This window comes from Duncaniella muris (assembly GCF_003024805.1).
In the GTDB taxonomy this organism is placed as follows: domain Bacteria; phylum Bacteroidota; class Bacteroidia; order Bacteroidales; family Muribaculaceae; genus Duncaniella; species Duncaniella muris.
The window spans coordinates 17,609-35,871 of record NZ_PUEC01000003.1 but is presented as its reverse complement, the minus strand read 5'-3'; the positions used below and the strand labels follow the sequence as shown (position 1 = coordinate 35,871).

Sequence of the window (18,263 nt, the reverse complement as noted above, 5' to 3'; positions counted from 1 at the left end):
TTGATTAGTAAACGTAGCAAAGGACCTCGCCACCGATCTTGAGGTCGCGGGCCTTCTTGTTAGTCATCACACCCTTCGAGGTTGAGAGGATGGCGATGCCGAGTCCGTTCAACACACGAGGCATATCTTTGTAGCCGGTATAACGGCGGAGACCGGGACGCGAAACGCGCTCAAGGCTCTTGATTGCGTTGACCTTGTCAACGGGATCGTACTTGAGGGCAATCTTGATTGTGCCCGCGGGATTTTCGCCTTCCTCGAACTTGTAGTTGAGGATGTAGCCTTGTTCGAAGAGAATCTTTGTGATCTCTTTCTTCAAGTTTGAGGCAGGAATCTCGACCACGCGATGGTTGGCCTTGATTGCATTTCTCAATCTTGTCAGATAATCTGCTATAGGATCAGTCATTTTGAAAAATGTTTAAATTGATTGGGATTTTCCCAACAATATTTAATACTCACTGTGATTGGTCGGAGTTTGGTTGAGGTGAGAGAGAGGGAAAGAAGAGGACGACCGCGGGTGCCTGTCGGATGCCGGAGAGGGTCTGGAGTAACTTTTTCGGCTTTGACGATGGGCCTGACCGCTTAGAGGTAACGACTCTCTGGCCGTCGACTCTCTTGATGGGATCTGGACTGGTAAGGGGGATTTTTTACCAGGAAGCTTTCTTCACACCGGGGATGAGGCCGGCTGAAGCCATCTCGCGGAACTGGATACGCGAAATGCCAAACTGACGCATGTAGCCTTTGGGACGACCGGTGATCGAGCAACGGTTGTGAAGACGGACTGTAGAGGCGTTCTTGGGAAGAAGCTGGAGAGCTTCGTAGTCACCTGCGGCCTTGAGTTCGGCTTTCTTCTTGGCATATTTTGCGACGAGCTTTGCGCGTTTTACTTCGCGAGCCTTCATTGATTCTTTTGCCATAGCGAATGCTTAGTTTTTAGCGTTTTTGAAAGGGAGACCGAATTCCTTGAGAAGAGCATAACCTTCTTCGTCAGTGTTGGCTGAAGTAACGAAGGTAATGTTCATACCCATGAGCTTGCTGATCGAGTCGATGTTGATTTCGGGGAAGATGATCTGCTCAGTGATACCGAGGGTGTAGTTGCCACGGCCGTCGAGCTTGCTCTCGATACCCTTGAAGTCGCGGATACGGGGGAGGGCCACGCGGATGAGGCGTTCGAGGAATTCATACATTTTCTCACGACGGAGAGTAACCATCACGCCGATGGGCATCTTCTTACGGAGTTTGAAGTTAGAGATGTCCTTGCGGGAGAGAGTGGCAACTGCTTTCTGGCCGGTGATGGCTGTGAGCTCGTTGATTGCTGTCTCGATAACTTTCTTGTCCTGAGTAGCTGCGCCAAGGCCCTGATTGATTACAATTTTCTTCAGCTTGGGCACCTGCATCGGAGTGGTGTAACTGAATTTCTCGGTCAGGGCGGGAACGATGCGTTCCTGGTAGTCTTTTTTAACTGTCTGGGTGCTCATTACTTAATTTCCTCTCCTGATTTTTTAGAGATTCGTACTAATTCACCTTTCTCGTTGCGACGGCAGCTGATGCGGGTCGGCTTGCCAGATTTGGGGTCGATGAGAGAAAGATTGGAGATGTGGACGGGAGCTTCCATCTTGATGAGACCTCCCTGGGGATGCTGTGCGTTGGGCTTGGTGGCCTTGGTCACCATGTTGATGCCTTCAACGAGGGCTTTCTGCTTCTGCACGAGCACCTTGAGCACACGACCCTCCTTGCCACGGTCTTCGCCGGCAAGAACATAGACGATGTCGCCTTTTTTGATATGTGATTTGCTCATTACGTTTAATGTTTTTGACGGTTAAGAATGATTAGAGGACTTCGGGTGCGAGTGAGACGATTTTCATCTGGTTGGCAGCGCGGAGTTCGCGGGCTACGGGGCCGAAGATACGGGTTCCGCGGAGTTCGCCGGCGTTGTTGAGGAGCACACAGGCGTTGTCATCAAAACGGATATATGAACCGTCGGGACGGCGGATTTCCTTCTTGGTGCGGACAACCACTGCCTTCGACACTGTGCCTTTCTTAACGTCTGATGAAGGGATGACGCTCTTGACGGAAACGACAATGATGTCACCTACAGAGGCATAACGACGGCCGGTGCCACCCAGTACATGGATGCAGAGCGCTTCTTTTGCGCCACTGTTGTCGGCTACGGTTAAACGGCTTTCAGTCTGTATCATAGTTTACTTCACTTTTTCGATGATTTCCACGAGGCGCCAGCGTTTGGTCTTGCTGAGGGGACGAGTCTCCATGAGGCGTACGGTGTCGCCGATGGAACATTCATTCTTCTCGTCGTGGGCGTGATATTTCTTTGTTTTGTTGACAAATTTGCCATAAATGGGGTGCTTCTCTTTCCATTTCACCATTACAGTGATGGTCTTGTCACCCTTGTTGCTCGAAACAACCCCGATACGTTCTTTTCTTAAATTTCTCTTTTCCATTTTATTTAAGGGGGAGTTTATTTGTTGTTAAGTTCGCGCTGACGCAACTCGGTCTTGACGCGGGCGATAGCCTTGCGAGCATGTGTAATCTTAGCGGGGCTGTCAAGGGGCGAGATGGCGTGGTTGATCTTGAGCTGGGCATAGTCCTTCTCCATCACAGCCAGGCGGTCGCGGAGATCCTGAGTGCTCACTTCAGTGAATGATTCTTTCTTCATGACGGGTTACACATTTTGGGTTGGGTCATAGTCGCGGCGCACAACGAATTTTGTGGTCACGGGGAGTTTCTGAGCTGCGAGGCGGAGGGCTTCCTTGGCGATGTCGTAAGATACGCCTTCAACCTCTATGATTATGCGGCCGGGGGTTACGGGGGCTACGAATCCTTCGGGAGCACCTTTACCTTTACCCATTCGGACCTCGGCGGGTTTCTTGGTGATGGGTTTATCCGGGAAGATGCGGATCCAGATCTGTCCCTGACGCTGCATGTAACGGGTTACTGCAATACGGGCGGCTTCAATCTGGCGACCGGTGATCCACTTAGACTCCAGGGTCTTTATGCCGAACGAACCGAAGGCCAACTGGTTGCCACGCTGCGCAATGCCTTTCATGCGGCCTTTTTGCGCGCGGCGAAATTTGGTTTTCTTGGGTTGTAACATTGTTTTGTTGAATCAATTGTGGGTTTAACGGTTGTTTTTGGGTTTGCGGAAACCGCCGCGACGGGGAGCGCCATTTGAAGCTGCACCGCGAGATTCCTTCTGGTTTGAAGTGTACTGGGGAGCCAGGTCACGCTTGCCGTAAACTTCGCCACGGCAGATCCAAACCTTCACACCGATCACACCTACCTTTGTGTGGGCTTCGACCAGTGCGTAGTCGATGTCGGCACGGAGTGTGTGGAGCGGAGTACGGCCTTCCTTGAACATTTCAGAACGGGCCATTTCTGCGCCGTTGAGACGGCCTGAGATCTGAACCTTGATGCCTTCGGCACCGGCGCGCATTGTAGAGGCTACTGCCATCTTGACTGCACGGCGATAGGCGATCTTGCCTTCGATCTGGCGGGCGATGGTCGATGCTACGATCTGAGCGTCGAGTTCGGGGCGTTTTACTTCATAGATGTTGATCTGAACATCCTTGTCGGTGATCTTCTTGAGCTCTTCTTTCAGCTTGTCGACTTCAGAGCCGCCCTTGCCGATGATCAGACCGGGGCGTGAAGTGCAGACAGTGATGGTGATGAGCTTCATGGTGCGCTCGATGACGATGCGCGAAACGCTTGACTTTGCAAGGCGGACATTGAGATACTTGCGGAGTTTTGAGTCCTCAAGCAGAGTATCGCCGTATTTCTTACCGCCATACCAGTTAGAGTCCCATCCACGGATAACTCCCAAGCGATTGCTGATTGGATTTACTTTCTGTCCCATTTGTTAAGCTTTAGCGTTTTTGTTATCAATTGTGTCAACAATCAATGTGACGTGGTTTGCGCGTTTGCGGATACGATAGCCGCGGCCTTGGGGAGCGGTGCGCAGACGCTTGAGCATAGGAGCACAGTTTACAAAGATAGTGCTGATGTAAAGCTCGCCGGCGTCGGCTTTACGTTCGTTTTTAGCTTCCCAGTTTGCGATAGCCGAACGGAGGAGCTTTTCGAGGCGGGCAGCCGCTTCCTTATTAGAGAACTTAAGGATGCCGAGCGCACGGTTAACCTCTACGCCGCGCACCATGTCAGCGACAAGGCGCATTTTGCGGGGCGAGGTGGGGATGTTGGTGAGCTTTGCGAAAGCTACCGTTTTCTGTTCGGCTTTCCTGAGGTCGGCTGAATTTCTTTTTCTTACACCCATTTTATTGTAATTCTTTTCTTTTTTACAAATGAATTAGTTATATCAGGGCCCAATTTATTTCTTGCGGTTACCGGAGTGACCACGGAAGGTACGTGTGGGAGCGAACTCGCCAAGCTTGTGGCCTACCATGTTTTCAGTAACGTAGACAGGGATAAATTTGTTACCGTTGTGAACTGCGAAAGTGTGTCCTACAAATTCGGGGGCGATCATTGATGCACGGCTCCAAGTCTTGATAACCGATTTCTTACCGCTCTCTTCCATTGCAGCGACCTTCTTTTCGAGCTTCACGCTGATAAAGGGGCCTTTTTTTAATGAACGACTCATGATAAGTGTTGCTAATGTTAAATCAGATTACTTTTTTCTTCTTTCAATAATGTACTTCGAAGAATGTTTCTTCGGGGCACGAGTCTTGAGACCCTTAGCGTAGAGGCCCTTGCGAGAACGGGGATGACCACCTGAAGCGCGGCCTTCACCACCACCCATCGGGTGATCGACAGGGTTCATTACTACGCCGCGGTTGCGGGGACGACGGCCGAGCCAGCGTGAACGGCCGGCTTTGCCGGAGCGTTCGAGTGAGTGCTCGGAGTTGCCGACAACGCCAACAGTGGCGCGGCATGCGGCGAGGATCTTGCGGGTTTCACCCGAAGGTAATTTAACGATGGCGTAGGTGCCTTCACGCGAGATCAGCTGGGCGAATGTGCCTGCCGAGCGGGCCATGAAAGCGCCCTGGCCAGGACGCAACTCAATGTTGTGAATGAGCGTACCTACAGGGATGTTGGCCAGCGGGAGGCAGTTACCTACCTCAGGCTGGGCATCAGCGCCTGAAAGAAGCACATCACCAACTTTTAAGCCGTTGGGTGCAATGATATAGGCTTTAGCACCGTCTTTGTAGTAAAGGAGGGCGATGCGGGCCGAACGGTTAGGATCGTACTCGATGCTCTTTACTACAGCGGGAACACCGTCTTTGGTTCTCTTAAAGTCAATGATGCGGTATTTGCGCTTGTGGCCACCACCAAGGTAGCGGGTGGTGAGATGGCCTTCGGCGTTACGGCCGCCGGAGGCTTTTTTACCGACTGTAAGAGATTTTTCCGGTGTAGTAGCAGTGATGGTACCTTTGAATACACCGATAACTTTGTGTCTCTGCCCCGGTGTTGTGGGCTTGAATTTTCTTACTGCCATTTTATTTAGATATTGCTATAGAAGTCAATATTCTGTCCTTCGGCAAGGGTTACAAGTGCTTTTTTCCAAGCGGTGGTCTTGCCACGGAGCAGACCGCTCTTGGTCCAGCGAGACTTGTTCTTGCTGCGGACATTGATGGTGTTTACGCGGACTACTTTCACGCCGTAGAGATTCTCGACGAGCGACTTGATCTGATACTTGTTAGCCTCAGGAGAAACGGCGAAGGTGTAACGGTTCAGCTTCTCGATGAGATTGTTTGCCTTCTCTGTTACGATGGGTTTGATTGAAATTTCCATTGTCTATGTTTTCTCGTATATGAGGTTAAAGTTTGTTAATGAAATCAAGACTGCTCTCCGTGAGGATGACAGCGTTAGAGTTCATGAGCGCGTAAGTGTTAAGCGCCGAAGCGTCGATGGTTTTGGCATCGGGCACATTTCGGACAGACAAAGTTACGTTTTTATTCTGACCCGGTAAAACGAGGAGCACCTTTTTGCCTTCAACTTTAAGATTTTTAGTAAAATTTACAAAATCTTTAGTTTTCGGAGCTTCGAAGTTGAAGTCTTCAACGACGATGAGCTGTGAATCCTGCACTTTATAGGTCAACGCACTTTTGCGGGCGAGCGCTTTCACTTTCTTATTCAACTTGAAGCGGTAGTCACGGGGACGGGGACCGAAAACGCGTCCGCCACCGACAAGTACCGGAGAGTTGATGTCACCGATACGGCTGCCGCCGCCGCCTTTCTGCTTGTGGAGCTTGCGGGTAGAACCTGAAACTTCACTACGTTCTTTGGACTTGTGAGTACCCTGACGCTGGTTGGCGAGATACTGCTTCACATCGAGATAAACGGCGTGCTCGTTTGCATCTACTGCAAAAACTTCGTCGCTGAGCTGTGCTTTGCGACCGGTGTCTTCACCTTTGATATTGTAAATTGCGACTTCCATTATTTCTCAATTAAAACGATTGAACCTTTACTTCCGGGGATTGAGCCCTTGATGAGGAGCAGATTGTGGTCTGCGATCACTTTGAGCACCTGGAGGTTTTGAATTGTCACTTTCTCGTTGCCCATCTGGCCTGCCATACGCATTCCTTTGAATACTTTAGCGGGGTAAGAGCAGGCGCCGACCGAACCGGGAGCGCGAAGGCGGTTGTGCTGACCATGAGTGCTCTGGCCTACGCCACCGAAACCGTGACGTTTTACCACACCCTGGAAGCCTTTACCCTTCGAGGTACCCTGAATGTCAACGAAGTCATTCTCGTTGAAGAGATCGACTGTGATGGTATCACCGAGTTTGTACTCGCCGTCAAATCCTTTGAACTCGGCCAAGTGGCGCTGGGGAGCTACTCCGGCTTTTTTGAAGTGACCGGCCATAGGGGCAGTGGTGTGCTTGTCTTTCTTTTCAGTGAAACCAAGCTGCACGGCCTCGTAACCGTCTTTTTCAGCCGTTTTAATCTGAGTAACTACGCAGGGGCCTACTTCGATAACAGTGCACGGCACATTCTTGCCGTCGGCACTGAAAACGGATGTCATTCCGATTTTCTTTCCTAATAATCCTGGCATTTCTCTTTGATTTAAAAATGTGAACTGATTGTGGGAGTTGTTTGTGATTACTTGAATCCTTTGATGCCTGAGTGTTTAATGATCAGACTTTGATTTCTACTTCTACGCCTGAGGGGAGTTCGAGTTTCATCAGCGCGTCTACGGTCTTGCCGGTAGAGTTGTGGATGTCGATCAGACGCTTGTAGGACGAGAGCTGGAACTGCTCGCGCGATTTCTTGTTGACGAAGGTCGAACGGTTGACGGTGAAAACGCGACGGTGGGTGGGCAGGGGAATAGGTCCGCTGATCACAGCACCTGTTGCTTTTACGGTCTTCACAATCTTCTCAGCCGACTTGTCAACCAAGTTGTAGTCGTAGGATTTAAGTTTGATTCTGATTGTTTGGTCCATATCTTTGTTGAATGAAAGTGTTTGTCTTACTTGATGAGGTCAACACGGCCCTGGCATTCGGTGAGCACGTTCTTTGCGATCGAGTTGCTTACCTCTGCATAGTGGCTGAATGTCATGGTCGATGTTGCACGGCCTGAAGTGATTGTACGGAGGGCTGTCACATAACCGAACATTTCGGCAAGAGGAGCCTTGGCCTTCACGATGCGTGCGCCAGAACGGCTGGTCTCCATACCTTCAACCTGACCGCGACGCTTGTTTAGGTCACCAATAACATCACCCATGCTTTCTTCAGGAGTTACTACCTCTACTTTGAAGATCGGTTCGAGAAGCACGGGACCGGCTTTTTCAGATGCTTTCTTGAATGCCTGGATGGCACAAAGCTCGAATGAAAGCTGGTCAGAGTCAACCGGGTGGAAAGAACCGTCGATGACTGTAACCTTGAGCTGATCTACGGGGAAGCCGGCGAGCACACCGTTCTTCATAGCTGCGGTGAAACCTTTCTGGATAGAGGGGATGAATTCCTTGGGAATGTTACCGCCCTTGACTTCATCGACAAACTGGAGGTTTCCTTCGAAGCCTTCGTCAACTGGTTCTACACGAACGATGATATCGGCGAACTTACCGCGGCCACCGGTCTGCTTCTTGAACACCTCGCGAAGCTCTACAGGCTTGGTGATAGCTTCCTTGTAAGTAACCTGCGGACGGCCCTGGTTACATTCAACCTTGAATTCGCGACGGAGACGGTCGATGATGATATCGAGGTGAAGCTCACCCATACCTGAGATGACTGTCTGTCCGGTTTCTTCGTTTGTCTCAACGCGGAAGGTGGGGTCTTCTTCTGCAAGCTTCTGCAGGCCGACACCGAGTTTGTCAAGGTCTTTCTGAGTTTTGGGTTCAACTGCGATACCGATAACGGGATCGGGGAATTCCATTGCTTCAAGTACGATAGGATGATTTTCGTCGCAAAGGGTGTCACCGGTGCGGATATCTTTGAAACCTACGCCAGCGCCGATATCGCCGCAGTCGATAGATTCTTTTGCATTCTGCTTGTTGGAGTGCATCTGGAACAGACGGCTGACACGTTCCTTTTTACCTGAACGGCTGTTGAGGACGTAGCTACCGGCTACAACATCACCTGAGTAGACACGGAAGAAGGTCAGACGGCCTACATAGGGGTCAGTGGCAATCTTGAATGCGAGAGCACACATGGGTGCGTCTGATGAAGGCTCGCGGGTCTCAACCTTGTCGGGATCTTCAGGATTTGTTCCTTCAACGGCACCTGAGTCAACGGGGCTGGGGAGATATGCGCAGACAGAGTCAAGGAGACACTGTACACCTTTGTTCTTGAATGAAGAACCGCAGATCATGGGAACGACTTCCATCTTGAGGGTTGCGTTGCGGAGAGCGCGACGGATTTCTTCCTCAGTGATGGTAGAAGGATCGTCGAAGTACTTCTCCATAAGAGCGTCATCGAATTCGGCGATCTTTTCGAGCATCTTGTCACGCCATTCTTCAGCCTCTTCAGCGAGACCGGCGGGGATTTCCTCTAAAGTATAGTCAGCACCCATTGATTCATCGTGCCAGAAGATAGCCTTCATCTGGATGAGGTCAACCACACCCTTGAAAGTTTCTTCAGCTCCGATAGGTATCTGAATGGGACAGGGATTTGCTCCGAGAACATCCTTAAGCTGGCGGACAACTTCAAAGAAGTTCGCGCCCGAACGGTCCATCTTGTTCACATAACCGATACGGGGCACATTGTATTTGTCAGCCTGGCGCCATACGGTTTCAGACTGGGGTTCAACACCACCTACGGCGCAGAAAGTAGCTACCGCACCGTCAAGCACACGGAGCGAGCGTTCAACTTCCACAGTGAAGTCAACGTGTCCCGGAGTGTCAATAAGGTTGATCTTGAACTGATCGCCGGCATACTTCCAGAAAGTGGTGGTAGCGGCAGAAGTAATTGTGATACCACGTTCCTGTTCCTGTTCCATCCAGTCCATAGTGGCAGCGCCATCGTGAACTTCGCCGATCTTGTGAGTAAGACCGGTGTAGAAAAGAATACGCTCGGAAGTAGTGGTCTTACCGGCATCGATGTGAGCCATGATACCGATATTACGCGTATATTTTAAATGTGCGTCTGATTTAGCCATTTTGATTTGTGTGAATCTAAATGAATGAAATTAATATAGGCTTAGAAACGGAAGTGAGCGAATGCGCGGTTAGCCTCGGCCATCTTGTGCATATCTTCCTTGCGCTTGTAAGCACCGCCCTGGTCGTTGAATGCGTCTACGATTTCGGCAGCGAGCTTCTCAGCCATTGTCTTGCCACCGCGCTTGCGGGCGTAGAGGATCAGGTTTTTCATCGAGATAGATTCCTTGCGGTCGGGACGGATTTCAGTAGGAACCTGGAATGTCGCACCACCGACACGACGTGACTTAACCTCTACCTGAGGAGTCACATTTTCAAGAGCTTTTTTCCAAATCTCAAGAGCGGTTTTCTCTTCATTGGGAAGTTTGTTCTTCACGAGATCGAGAGCGGAGTAGAAAATAGTATAAGAAGTATTCTTCTTTCCGTCATACATCAGGTGGTTGACGAATTTCGACACTCTCACATCATTAAACACGGGATCGGGAAGAATCACCCGCTTCTTAGGTTTTGCTTTTCTCATTTTTTGAGGAAATGTTTTGTTTTTGGTTGCTTGGTTGCTGCATCTTTAATCTTCAACGGCCGCCCCTCCGGGCGCCATTTACTCAACCTGTGATTTAGCCTTCCAGTCAAATCAAAAACGAGGGTTTAACGACTCTGTTTTTAATTTAATTTTTGTCTTCAGAAAAGGGCTTGCGCTTAATTACTTCTTCGCAGCCTTGGGACGCTTGGCACCATACTTGCTGCGACGCTGAGTACGGTCCTTAACGCCGCTGGTATCGAGCGTGCCGCGAACGATGTGATAACGCACACCGGGAAGGTCTTTCACACGACCACCGCGTACAAGCACGATTGAGTGTTCCTGAAGATTGTGGCCTTCACCGGGGATGTAGCTGTTGACTTCCTTACCGTTGGTCAGGCGCACACGAGCCACCTTACGCATAGCCGAGTTAGGCTTTTTGGGAGTGGTGGTGTACACACGCACACACACGCCACGACGCTGGGGGCATGAATCAAGTGCGGGTGACTTGCTCTTATCTTCAAGAGCCACGCGACCTTTTCTTACTAATTGCTGAATAGTAGGCATCTTGCTTTCTTTTGATTTATTTAATAATGAATAGTAGTATATTTGACTGTTTATTACGCGCTTCCCACCATCAACCCCGCTAATTACCAAGTAGTTAACGCAGCCGTGACGACAAGCCGTTCTTAAAAGCGATGCAAAATTACAACTTATTTTCCTAACTACCAAACATTTCCAAAATAATTTTCGCATCACCGGATTTGCGCTAATTTTTCATCTGAACCGTGCAAAAAATCCGCAGCATCCTCACGGCCGGATGCCATGCGGCAAGCCGACACCCACAATCGCACCCTAAATGCAACCACAACCCTTATTTTATTTTTTCGCTTCTTTATTGTGTTTTTCCTACATAACCATTAATTTTGCACCTTAAATAAAAACACGGCCGTTTCCACGGCCCAATACGTTAAAAAGCCAAGCCACCATAAATCAATGGAAAGAAAATTCAAGCGAACCCTCATCACCACAGCCCTGCCCTATGCCAACGGGCCTGTGCATATCGGACATCTTGCCGGCGTATATGTTCCGGCCGATATTTATGCCCGCTATCTGCGTATGCGCGGCCAGGACGTAGTCATGGTCGGCGGCAGCGATGAACACGGTGTGCCCATCACACTCCGTGCCAGAAAAGAAGGCATCACCCCGCAACAGGTCGTAGACCGCTACCACAACATCATAAAAGATTCGCTTGAAGAACTCGGAGTAAGCTTCAATATCTATTCAAGAACCACTTCCGAGCTCCATCACAAGACTGCTTCCGAATTTTTCCGCCACCTTTATGATAAAGGCGAATTCTCCGTGCAGACCGCACAGCAGCCATATGATGAAAAAACCGGAGAATTTCTCGCCGACCGCTATGTGGTCGGCACCTGCCCGCGCTGTCACAATGAAAACGCCTACGGTGACCAGTGCGAAGCCTGCGGCTCATCGCTCAACGTCACTGATCTCATCAATCCCCGTTCGGCCCTCACAGGCGAACCGGTGAAAATGCGCGAGACCACCCACTGGTATCTCCCCCTTGACAAGTGGGAACCCAAACTGCGCGAATGGATACTTGAAGGCCACAAAGAATGGAAAACAAACGTCTACGGACAGTGCAAATCATGGCTTGATGCCGGACTCCAGCCCCGTGCCGTGAGCCGCGACCTCAACTGGGGTGTGCCCGTTCCGGTTGAAGGAGCTGAAGGTAAAGTGCTCTACGTATGGTTCGACGCTCCGATCGGCTATATCTCCAATACCAAGGAACTCCTCCCTGACTCATGGGAAAAATACTGGAAAGATCCGGAAAGCCGCATCATCAACTTCATCGGCAAAGACAACATCGTCTTCCACTGCATCGTCTTCCCCTCGATGCTGATGGCCTACGGCGATAACTTCCAGCTGCCCGACAACGTCCCGGCCAACGAATTCCTTAACCTCGAAGGCGACAAGATCTCCACGTCACGCAACTGGGCCGTGTGGCTTCACGAATATCTCAATGACTTCCCCGGCAAGCAGGATGTGCTTCGCTATGTTCTCACCGCCAACGCACCTGAGACAAAGGACAACGACTTCACATGGGCAGACTTCCAGGCCCGCAACAACAACGAACTCGTGGCCATCCTCGGCAACTTCGTGAACCGCGCAATGGTTCTGACCCACAAATATTTCAACGGTGAAGTTCCGGCCGCAGGAATGCTGACAGAAACCGACACACTCCTTGCTACAGAGCTCGGCAGCGCCACAGAGGCCCTGACCGCCGCTCTTGAGACATTCCATTTCCGCGAAGCCCTCAAGCAGGCCATGGAAATAGCCCGCCTCGGCAACCGCTATCTGCAAGAAACCGAACCCTGGAAACTCGCCAAGACCGACATGGAGCGCGTGAAGACAATTCTCAACATAGCTCTCCAGCTCTGCGCCAACATCGCTGTGGCATTCGAGCCCTTCACTCCTTTCATGTCTGAAAAGCTCGCCAAGATGCTCGGCCTCAGCGGAAAACTCACATGGGACATGCTCGGAAAGCTTGACATCATTTCCGCCGGCACCACACTCGCCACTCCCGAACTGCTTTTCGACAAAATCGAAGACAGCCAGATCGAAGCCCAACTCAAACGCCTCGCCGATACAAAGAAAGCCAACGAGGCAACCGCCTGGAAAGCAGAGCCTCAGGCCAAGGATGTGGAATTCGACACCTTCGCTGCCTGTGATCTCCGAGTGGGCACCGTACTTGAATGCGTGAAAGTCCCCAAGGCCGACAAACTCCTGCGCTTCCTCATTGACGACGGATTGGAAAAACGCACCATTGTTTCAGGCATAGCCAAATACTACAAGCCCGAAGAACTGGTAGGCAAACAGGTCTGCTTCATAGCCAACCTCCCTCCCCGCAAACTCAAAGGCATTGTGTCTGAAGGCATGATTCTTTCTGCCGAGAACTCCGACGGTTCCATAGTGCTTCTCAGCCCCTCGGCTGCAGTAGCTCCCGGCGCCAAGATCGGCTAAGGCTCATGCGCCGACCGTCCCCACACAGCAATCTGAAATCCGAGAGGGTTGGGCTTCCCTCCCCTCCCGGATTTTTCAATTCTCCCCCCAAAAAAGCATTCTTTATCAACAGGTCGTTTAAAAAACAACAGTTAAATGACAGCCAGAAGAAAACCACGACTCCTGATCATATACACAGGCGGAACGATCGGAATGATCGAAAATCCAGAAACCCATGCCCTGCAGCCTTTTGACTTCTCGCACCTCATAGACAATGTGCCCAAAATCAAGATGCTCGACTATCATATCGACAACATCCAGTTCACCCCGATAGACTCAAGCGATATGAATCCGTCAGGATGGGCGGAGATATCAAATGCCATAGCCTCGCATTATGACGAATATGACGGTTTCGTAGTTCTCCACGGCACCGACACAATGGCCTACACGGCCTCGGCTCTTTCATTCATGCTCGGCAATCTCCACAAGCCGGTCATTATCACCGGCTCGCAGCTCCCCATCGGAGAAGTGCGCACCGACGGAGAAGAAAACCTCATAACCGCCCTGCAGATTGCAGCCGCCACTACTTTTGACGGATCTCCGATGGTCCAGGAAGTAGCTATCCTGTTCGAGAACTATCTCTGGCGCGGAAACCGCTCTACCAAAATGAGTGCCGACAACTTCAATGCCTTCAAGAGCAACAACTATCCGCAGCTGGCAAAAATAGGCCTTGGAATACACTTTTCAGAAGAGGCTCTGTGGCGTCCAAAAGCAAAGACACCTTTGCAGCTCAACACCCGCATGGACTCCAACGTGATGTTTATCGAGCTCTACCCCGGCATGACACAGCAGACCCTCCGCTATCTTCTGAACGCTCCTGGAGTAAAGGGCATTGTACTGCGCACATACGGAGCAGGCAACGCTCCGACAGCCGGATGGTTTATCGAGGAAATAGCTCAGGCAGTGCAACGGGGAGTAGTGATTGTCAATGTCACTCAGTGCGTGAACGGAGGTGTGCACCACAGGCGCTACGTGGCAGGTGACAAGCTGGCCAACGCAGGTGTGATTTCCGGCCATGACATGACCTCAGAAGCAGCAATAACCAAACTGATGTATCTGTTCGGCCTCGGACTGACACCTTCAGCCGTGGCTACACGCCTTAACACTGATCTCTGCGGCGAGGTCACACTGTAGCCGCGCCGCAAAAACGTCAGTCATATCCGTTTTCAAAATCAAATTCCAGCTGTCGCGGATCATAGACCGTCCGTGAGGAACTTCCATGTTCCGGCATCGAGACAGAAAGGCCCACAAGCCTAACCTGCCGTCCGACCACCGGAGCCAGAGCCAGCAGGCGCACAGCCGCCTGCGCGATGAGATCTTTGTTCTGATAAGCGTGTGGAGCAGTGTGACTGCGTGAACACTGGCTGAAATCGCTGAATTTCAATTTAAGCGTCAGCGTACAGCCGCGGAACACACTGCGCCCTATCCTCCAGACAAGTTCTTCTGCCAGATCAGAGATCACCTGCTTGATCTCTCCGACGGTCACAAGATCTTCCTGAAGAGTGATCTCGCAGCCGACCGATTTCCGCGTCCACAGCGGCTCCACGGGTCTATTGTCGATCCCGCGGGCAAACTGATAGAAAATCCTCCCGGACTTCCCGAATTCATGACTCAGCAGTTCGGCTGAACAGGCTGCAAGCTGTTCGCCGTTCCAGATACCAAGAGCATGCATCCTTGCGGCCGTGACGGGCCCCACACCCCAGAAATCTTCCACCGGAATCCTGCGTATAAAATCAAGAGCCTGCGAGGGATGGATGGTACACAGGCCGTCGGGCTTCCGATAGTCAGAAGCTATCTTAGCCAGAAACTTATTGTAAGAGACTCCGGCGGAAGCTGTCAGCCCAAGTCGCTCACGGATCTTGCTCTTGATCTCTCTGGCGATATTGACAGCCATCGGTTCACCTGCCTTATTGACAGTCACGTCAAGAAAAGCCTCGTCAAGAGATATCGGCTCGACGATATCGGTATATTCATGAAAAATCTCATGCATAGCTGCCGACACCTTTTTATATACATCGAATCTCGGCTTCACAAAAACGAGCCCAGGACAGATTTTCGCGGCCCTCATCGACGGCATGGCCGATCTTACGCCGAATCGCCTCGCCTCATAGCTCGCAGCCGCTACCACACCGCGCCCCTCGGCATGGCCGACGGCTATAGGCACTCCTCTCAGTTCAGGATTGTCACGCTGCTCGACTGACGCATAGAACGCATCCATATCAATATGGATGATCTTACGTATTTCACCCAGTTCAGAGACGTCCCTGGTCATTGTAGGAATAAAATTCGTTTCGCGCTATTATCACATGATCAAGCACTTTGATTCCGAGATAATCGGCTCCGACCTTGATTCTCTGAGTCAGACGGTCATCCTCACCGCTCGGAAGCGGATTCCCGGAAGGATGATTATGAACCAGTATTATCCCTTCGGCAAGACAGTCGAGCGCCCGTTTTAGAAGCAGCTTCACATCCACCACCGTGGCGGCCGTGCCTCCCTGCGATATGCAACGCTTGAACTTCACGCGGTTACTCCTTGAGAGCATCATCACCCAGAATTCCTCATAGTCGAGATGAGCCATAAGCGGCTGCATTATATCCTTGACATCCTCGCTCGACCTGATCAGCGGCTCTGCGGCACCGGCCATCTGCTCGCGGTTACGGCGGCCGAGTTCAAAAGCCGCGGCAAGGCATACGGCTTTGGCCGGACCGACTCCTTTGTATTTCGACATCATCTCCTGCATACTCATGCGGGCAAGGTTGTCGACCCGCTGGTCACAGTCATGCAGAATGCCACGCGCCATGTCGACCACCGACATGCCCGGCAGTCCACCACCAAAAATCAATGCCACAAGTTCGGCATCGCTCAGCGAGCGTATGCCGTTTGCAAGCGCTTTCTCACGCGGCTTGTCGTCGTCATTCAGATCATGAATGCGGGTCGGAACAAAAGGTGTCTGGTCATTCATAGCTTCTACTTCCCTTTTCTCATTAAAATCTCTTCTTCGACGTCACGTCCGCGCCCAAGCACTATCTTGAGGAAGTATGCTTTCAGAAAACCGCAGCCGTAGCCACAGATCTGGATGACGCTCGCAGGCAAAGCCTTGACCGCAATCACCGGCGAGCGGGTTGACACAAGCGCACTGACGAATATGGCAATAAGATACAACCCCAGCGGCAGCAGGAACCACGGAGAGACTGCCGCTGACAGCACCACAAGCACCAGCCCTATGATCACAGCCAGGGCAGGAAGAGCATGAACCACTTTCAGCGACCCCGGATAGAGCAGCTTGAGGGTGATGCGCGACATGCCGAACACATAGACCTGACGAAGGAATTTTCTGAAATCAACACGCCTCTTGTGGTAGACATAAGCTGGACGGATCAAGGCTATCGAAAAGCCAGCATTACGGATTCGAGTCGACATGTCTATATCCTCTGAAAACATTTCACGGAAGCCCCCCACCCTTTCATAGACTCTGCGCGAAAAACCCATGTTGAATGTGCGCGGCACAAACTTTTCAAGGCTCATCTTCCCGCCACGGATTCCGCCGGTGGTCAGAAACGAGGTCATGGCGAAATTGATGGCCTTCTGAGTAGAGGTGAACGACGAGTGAGCTGAGTCCGGACCGCCGAAACAGTCTACGGGCTTTGCATCCAGCTCGCGGCTAAGAACAGCGAAGTAATCCTCCGGGATCACACAGTCGCTGTCAAAGAAAATGAAATAATCGCCTGCGGCCCGCTCCATTCCATAGTTGCGGGCAATCGAACGGCCTTCATTCTCCTTATAGAAATATCTGACACGCAGATTTTCCACGCTTTCAGCTTCGGCCTGGCATCTGTCTGTCGACCCGTCCTCCACTATCACGACCTCGAAATTCTTCAAGGTCTGACGGCTGAGACTTTCCAGCAGATCACGGACCTCATCAATACGGTTATAGACCGGTACTATTACCGAAAAACGCACCTTTTCATCCATCAGCTCATGCGGTTTTTATAATCATTATAATCGAAACGGCGCAGATAAGTGCAATTGCCATCAGAGTCGCAAAGCACCATAGCAGGATGCTGTATGCCATTGAACATAGTGGTCTTCACTGTAGTATAGTGGTTCATATCCTCAAGCGTGAGGCGATCACCGGCTTTCAGTGGCTCCCGGAAACACCAGTCGCCCACATAGTCACCGCTCAGGCAGGAATTTCCGCCAAGCCTATAGCGCGGCAGCCCCTCCGCATCCGAAACACTTTCGGTGATGGCCGGCTTATAAGGCATCTCAAGGCAGTCAGGCATGTGGCAGGCGAAACTTGCGTCGATGACAGCCGTTTTCACTCCTTGGTTCTCAACCACATCAAGCACTTCGGTGATCAGATCGCCGGTGCGCCAGGTGAAAGCACTTCCAGGCTCCATAACTACCTGCAGCCACGGATAACGCCCACGGAAATCTTTCAGAAGCCCGATCAGATGGTCCACGTCATAGCCCTCGCGCGTCATCAGATGACCACCGCCGAAGTTGACCCACTTCAGCTGACTGAAATACATTCCGAACTGATCCTCGAAAGCGGCAAGCACCTTTTCAAGATCATAGCTCGAACTCTCGCACAAAGCATGGAAATGCAGACCCTCGATCCCGGCAGGCAATACTCCGGCAAGCTGATCGGCGGTCACTCCGAAACGCGAACCGGGAAGAGCCGGATTGTAGATCTCAGTCTCGATGACCGAGCACTGCGGATTGACTCTCAGTCCGGGCGACACTCCGGCCGCCAGAGTCCTGGCGCCATACTTTTCCCACTGACCGAGAGAGTTGAAGGTCAGATGAGTGGCACGTGAAAGAAACTCACTTATCGTGGCCTCGGTATAGACCGGACAGTAGACATGCGCCTCACCTCCGAGCTCTTCATTGCCAAGCCGGAGCTCGTTGAGCGAACTGGCGGTAAAATCTCTGTTATACTCCCTGATTATAGGGAATGTACGCCACAAGGCATTGGCCTTGAAAGCCATGATGATATTCACACCGGCCTCACGCTCCACTCTGTTGATCAGCGACAGGTTGCGGCGCAATTTATCTTCATATACTATATAATAAGGTGTAGCGATCTCGTCTGCTTTCATCTC

At 51.3% G+C, this 18,263-nt stretch carries 25 protein-coding genes; 2 read left to right on the top strand and 23 right to left on the bottom strand.

All coding sequences use genetic code 11. From position 1 onward, the window contains the following. Positions 1–4: 4 nt before the first annotated feature. The 19 genes from rpsH to rpsL form a co-directional block, all read right to left on the bottom strand. Positions 5–403, bottom strand: a complete 399-nt coding sequence (rpsH, locus tag C5O23_RS01680) for a 30S ribosomal protein S8 (protein WP_107031224.1) — start codon at positions 401–403, stop codon at positions 5–7. A gap of 241 nt (positions 404–644) precedes the next feature. Next, the gene (gene rpsN / locus C5O23_RS01675) at positions 645–914 is read right to left on the bottom strand and encodes a 30S ribosomal protein S14 (protein WP_107031223.1); all 270 of its coding nucleotides are present in this window, start codon (positions 912–914) and stop codon (positions 645–647) included. A gap of 9 nt (positions 915–923) precedes the next feature. Then, positions 924–1,475 carry a 50S ribosomal protein L5 gene (rplE, locus tag C5O23_RS01670; RefSeq protein WP_107031222.1) on the bottom strand — a complete coding sequence of 184 codons (552 nt, stop codon included), beginning with the start codon at positions 1,473–1,475 and terminating at the stop codon, positions 924–926. Further along, positions 1,475–1,795: a 50S ribosomal protein L24 gene (gene rplX, locus C5O23_RS01665; protein WP_107031221.1), complete on the bottom strand. Its 321-nt coding sequence runs from the start codon at positions 1,793–1,795 to the stop codon at positions 1,475–1,477. The genes rplE and rplX overlap by 1 nt, the downstream gene beginning before the upstream one ends. Before the next feature lie 31 nt (positions 1,796–1,826). Further along, positions 1,827–2,195, bottom strand: a complete 369-nt coding sequence (gene rplN / locus C5O23_RS01660; protein WP_107031220.1) for a 50S ribosomal protein L14 — start codon at positions 2,193–2,195, stop codon at positions 1,827–1,829. 3 nt (positions 2,196–2,198) lie between these two features. Continuing rightward, complete coding sequence (gene rpsQ / locus C5O23_RS01655) at positions 2,199–2,456, bottom strand: 30S ribosomal protein S17 (RefSeq protein ID WP_107031219.1); 258 nt, start codon at positions 2,454–2,456, stop codon at positions 2,199–2,201. Between the two features lie 17 nt (positions 2,457–2,473). Continuing rightward, the gene (rpmC, locus tag C5O23_RS01650) at positions 2,474–2,671 is read right to left on the bottom strand and encodes a 50S ribosomal protein L29 (RefSeq protein WP_107031218.1); all 198 of its coding nucleotides are present in this window, start codon (positions 2,669–2,671) and stop codon (positions 2,474–2,476) included. A gap of 6 nt (positions 2,672–2,677) precedes the next feature. Further along, entirely contained in the window at positions 2,678–3,109 is a 432-nt protein-coding gene (gene rplP / locus C5O23_RS01645; protein ID WP_107031217.1) for a 50S ribosomal protein L16, read from the bottom strand. A gap of 24 nt (positions 3,110–3,133) precedes the next feature. Next, entirely contained in the window at positions 3,134–3,868 is a 735-nt protein-coding gene (rpsC, locus tag C5O23_RS01640) for a 30S ribosomal protein S3 (protein WP_107031216.1), read from the bottom strand. A 3-nt stretch (positions 3,869–3,871) separates the two neighbouring features. Continuing rightward, positions 3,872–4,282 carry a 50S ribosomal protein L22 gene (gene rplV, locus C5O23_RS01635; RefSeq protein WP_107031215.1) on the bottom strand — a complete coding sequence of 137 codons (411 nt, stop codon included), beginning with the start codon at positions 4,280–4,282 and terminating at the stop codon, positions 3,872–3,874. A gap of 54 nt (positions 4,283–4,336) precedes the next feature. After that, entirely contained in the window at positions 4,337–4,606 is a 270-nt protein-coding gene (gene rpsS / locus C5O23_RS01630) for a 30S ribosomal protein S19 (RefSeq protein WP_107031214.1), read from the bottom strand. 27 nt (positions 4,607–4,633) lie between these two features. After that, positions 4,634–5,461, bottom strand: coding sequence for a 50S ribosomal protein L2 (gene rplB, locus C5O23_RS01625; protein WP_107031213.1), 828 nt, complete (start codon positions 5,459–5,461; stop codon positions 4,634–4,636). Between the two features lie 5 nt (positions 5,462–5,466). Then, positions 5,467–5,757 carry a 50S ribosomal protein L23 gene (gene rplW, locus C5O23_RS01620; protein ID WP_107031212.1) on the bottom strand — a complete coding sequence of 97 codons (291 nt, stop codon included), beginning with the start codon at positions 5,755–5,757 and terminating at the stop codon, positions 5,467–5,469. A gap of 25 nt (positions 5,758–5,782) precedes the next feature. Next, the gene (rplD, locus tag C5O23_RS01615; protein WP_107031211.1) at positions 5,783–6,403 is read right to left on the bottom strand and encodes a 50S ribosomal protein L4; all 621 of its coding nucleotides are present in this window, start codon (positions 6,401–6,403) and stop codon (positions 5,783–5,785) included. Further along, positions 6,403–7,020, bottom strand: coding sequence for a 50S ribosomal protein L3 (rplC, locus tag C5O23_RS01610; protein WP_107031210.1), 618 nt, complete (start codon positions 7,018–7,020; stop codon positions 6,403–6,405). Before rplC ends, rplD begins: the two co-directional genes overlap by 1 nt. An 82-nt stretch (positions 7,021–7,102) precedes the next feature. After that, the gene (gene rpsJ, locus C5O23_RS01605) at positions 7,103–7,408 is read right to left on the bottom strand and encodes a 30S ribosomal protein S10 (protein WP_107031209.1); all 306 of its coding nucleotides are present in this window, start codon (positions 7,406–7,408) and stop codon (positions 7,103–7,105) included. 26 nt (positions 7,409–7,434) lie between these two features. Further along, positions 7,435–9,561 (bottom strand): elongation factor G, encoded by a 2,127-nt coding sequence (gene fusA / locus C5O23_RS01600; protein WP_107031208.1) that lies wholly within the window; start codon positions 9,559–9,561, stop codon positions 7,435–7,437. 41 nt (positions 9,562–9,602) lie between these two features. Continuing rightward, the gene (rpsG, locus tag C5O23_RS01595; protein WP_107031207.1) at positions 9,603–10,079 is read right to left on the bottom strand and encodes a 30S ribosomal protein S7; all 477 of its coding nucleotides are present in this window, start codon (positions 10,077–10,079) and stop codon (positions 9,603–9,605) included. A 180-nt stretch (positions 10,080–10,259) separates the two neighbouring features. After that, a complete protein-coding gene (gene rpsL / locus C5O23_RS01590) occupies positions 10,260–10,643 on the bottom strand; it encodes a 30S ribosomal protein S12 (protein ID WP_016562585.1) in 384 nt (127 codons plus the stop codon). 429 nt (positions 10,644–11,072) lie between these two features. On the opposite strand from rpsL, the gene metG reads away from it, so the two are divergent. Beyond that, positions 11,073–13,118 (top strand): methionine--tRNA ligase, encoded by a 2,046-nt coding sequence (gene metG, locus C5O23_RS01585; protein ID WP_107031206.1) that lies wholly within the window; start codon positions 11,073–11,075, stop codon positions 13,116–13,118. Positions 13,119–13,253: 135 nt separating this feature from the next. Next, the gene (locus C5O23_RS01580; protein ID WP_107031205.1) at positions 13,254–14,291 is read left to right on the top strand and encodes an asparaginase; all 1,038 of its coding nucleotides are present in this window, start codon (positions 13,254–13,256) and stop codon (positions 14,289–14,291) included. 16 nt (positions 14,292–14,307) lie between these two features. On the opposite strand, the gene dinB is transcribed toward C5O23_RS01580, so the two are convergent. The 4 genes from dinB to nspC are packed head-to-tail and all read right to left on the bottom strand — an operon-like array spanning position 14,308 to position 18,260. Continuing rightward, positions 14,308–15,429: a DNA polymerase IV gene (gene dinB / locus C5O23_RS01575; protein WP_107031204.1), complete on the bottom strand. Its 1,122-nt coding sequence runs from the start codon at positions 15,427–15,429 to the stop codon at positions 14,308–14,310. Beyond that, entirely contained in the window at positions 15,410–16,120 is a 711-nt protein-coding gene (radC, locus tag C5O23_RS01570; RefSeq protein ID WP_107031203.1) for a RadC family protein, read from the bottom strand. The genes dinB and radC overlap by 20 nt, the downstream gene beginning before the upstream one ends. Positions 16,121–16,125: 5 nt before the next feature. Then, positions 16,126–17,130: a glycosyltransferase gene (locus C5O23_RS01565; RefSeq protein WP_107031202.1), complete on the bottom strand. Its 1,005-nt coding sequence runs from the start codon at positions 17,128–17,130 to the stop codon at positions 16,126–16,128. Continuing rightward, a complete protein-coding gene (gene nspC / locus C5O23_RS01560) occupies positions 17,130–18,260 on the bottom strand; it encodes a carboxynorspermidine decarboxylase (protein WP_107031201.1) in 1,131 nt (376 codons plus the stop codon). The genes C5O23_RS01565 and nspC overlap by 1 nt, the downstream gene beginning before the upstream one ends. Positions 18,261–18,263 lie beyond the last annotated feature (3 nt).

Bases quoted from the DNA above. Each gene is read 5' to 3' on its own strand.
- rpsH (WP_107031224.1), bottom strand. From the start codon at position 403: ATGACTGATCCTATAGCAGATTATCTGACAAGATTGAGAAATGCAATC.
- rpsN (WP_107031223.1), bottom strand. From the start codon at position 914: ATGGCAAAAGAATCAATGAAGGCTCGCGAAGTAAAACGCGCAAAGCTC.
- rplE (WP_107031222.1), bottom strand. From the start codon at position 1,475: ATGAGCACCCAGACAGTTAAAAAAGACTACCAGGAACGCATCGTTCCC.
- rplX (WP_107031221.1), bottom strand. From the start codon at position 1,795: ATGAGCAAATCACATATCAAAAAAGGCGACATCGTCTATGTTCTTGCC.
- rplN (WP_107031220.1), bottom strand. From the start codon at position 2,195: ATGATACAGACTGAAAGCCGTTTAACCGTAGCCGACAACAGTGGCGCA.
- rpsQ (WP_107031219.1), bottom strand. From the start codon at position 2,456: ATGGAAAAGAGAAATTTAAGAAAAGAACGTATCGGGGTTGTTTCGAGC.
- rpmC (WP_107031218.1), bottom strand. From the start codon at position 2,671: ATGAAGAAAGAATCATTCACTGAAGTGAGCACTCAGGATCTCCGCGAC.
- rplP (WP_107031217.1), bottom strand. From the start codon at position 3,109: ATGTTACAACCCAAGAAAACCAAATTTCGCCGCGCGCAAAAAGGCCGC.
- rpsC (WP_107031216.1), bottom strand. From the start codon at position 3,868: ATGGGACAGAAAGTAAATCCAATCAGCAATCGCTTGGGAGTTATCCGT.
- rplV (WP_107031215.1), bottom strand. From the start codon at position 4,282: ATGGGTGTAAGAAAAAGAAATTCAGCCGACCTCAGGAAAGCCGAACAG.
- rpsS (WP_107031214.1), bottom strand. From the start codon at position 4,606: ATGAGTCGTTCATTAAAAAAAGGCCCCTTTATCAGCGTGAAGCTCGAA.
- rplB (WP_107031213.1), bottom strand. From the start codon at position 5,461: ATGGCAGTAAGAAAATTCAAGCCCACAACACCGGGGCAGAGACACAAA.
- rplW (WP_107031212.1), bottom strand. From the start codon at position 5,757: ATGGAAATTTCAATCAAACCCATCGTAACAGAGAAGGCAAACAATCTC.
- rplD (WP_107031211.1), bottom strand. From the start codon at position 6,403: ATGGAAGTCGCAATTTACAATATCAAAGGTGAAGACACCGGTCGCAAA.
- rplC (WP_107031210.1), bottom strand. From the start codon at position 7,020: ATGCCAGGATTATTAGGAAAGAAAATCGGAATGACATCCGTTTTCAGT.
- rpsJ (WP_107031209.1), bottom strand. From the start codon at position 7,408: ATGGACCAAACAATCAGAATCAAACTTAAATCCTACGACTACAACTTG.
- fusA (WP_107031208.1), bottom strand. From the start codon at position 9,561: ATGGCTAAATCAGACGCACATTTAAAATATACGCGTAATATCGGTATC.
- rpsG (WP_107031207.1), bottom strand. From the start codon at position 10,079: ATGAGAAAAGCAAAACCTAAGAAGCGGGTGATTCTTCCCGATCCCGTG.
- rpsL (WP_016562585.1), bottom strand. From the start codon at position 10,643: ATGCCTACTATTCAGCAATTAGTAAGAAAAGGTCGCGTGGCTCTTGAA.
- metG (WP_107031206.1), top strand. From the start codon at position 11,073: ATGGAAAGAAAATTCAAGCGAACCCTCATCACCACAGCCCTGCCCTAT.
- C5O23_RS01580 (WP_107031205.1), top strand. From the start codon at position 13,254: ATGACAGCCAGAAGAAAACCACGACTCCTGATCATATACACAGGCGGA.
- dinB (WP_107031204.1), bottom strand. From the start codon at position 15,429: ATGACCAGGGACGTCTCTGAACTGGGTGAAATACGTAAGATCATCCAT.
- radC (WP_107031203.1), bottom strand. From the start codon at position 16,120: ATGAATGACCAGACACCTTTTGTTCCGACCCGCATTCATGATCTGAAT.
- C5O23_RS01565 (WP_107031202.1), bottom strand. From the start codon at position 17,130: ATGGATGAAAAGGTGCGTTTTTCGGTAATAGTACCGGTCTATAACCGT.
- nspC (WP_107031201.1), bottom strand. From the start codon at position 18,260: ATGAAAGCAGACGAGATCGCTACACCTTATTATATAGTATATGAAGAT.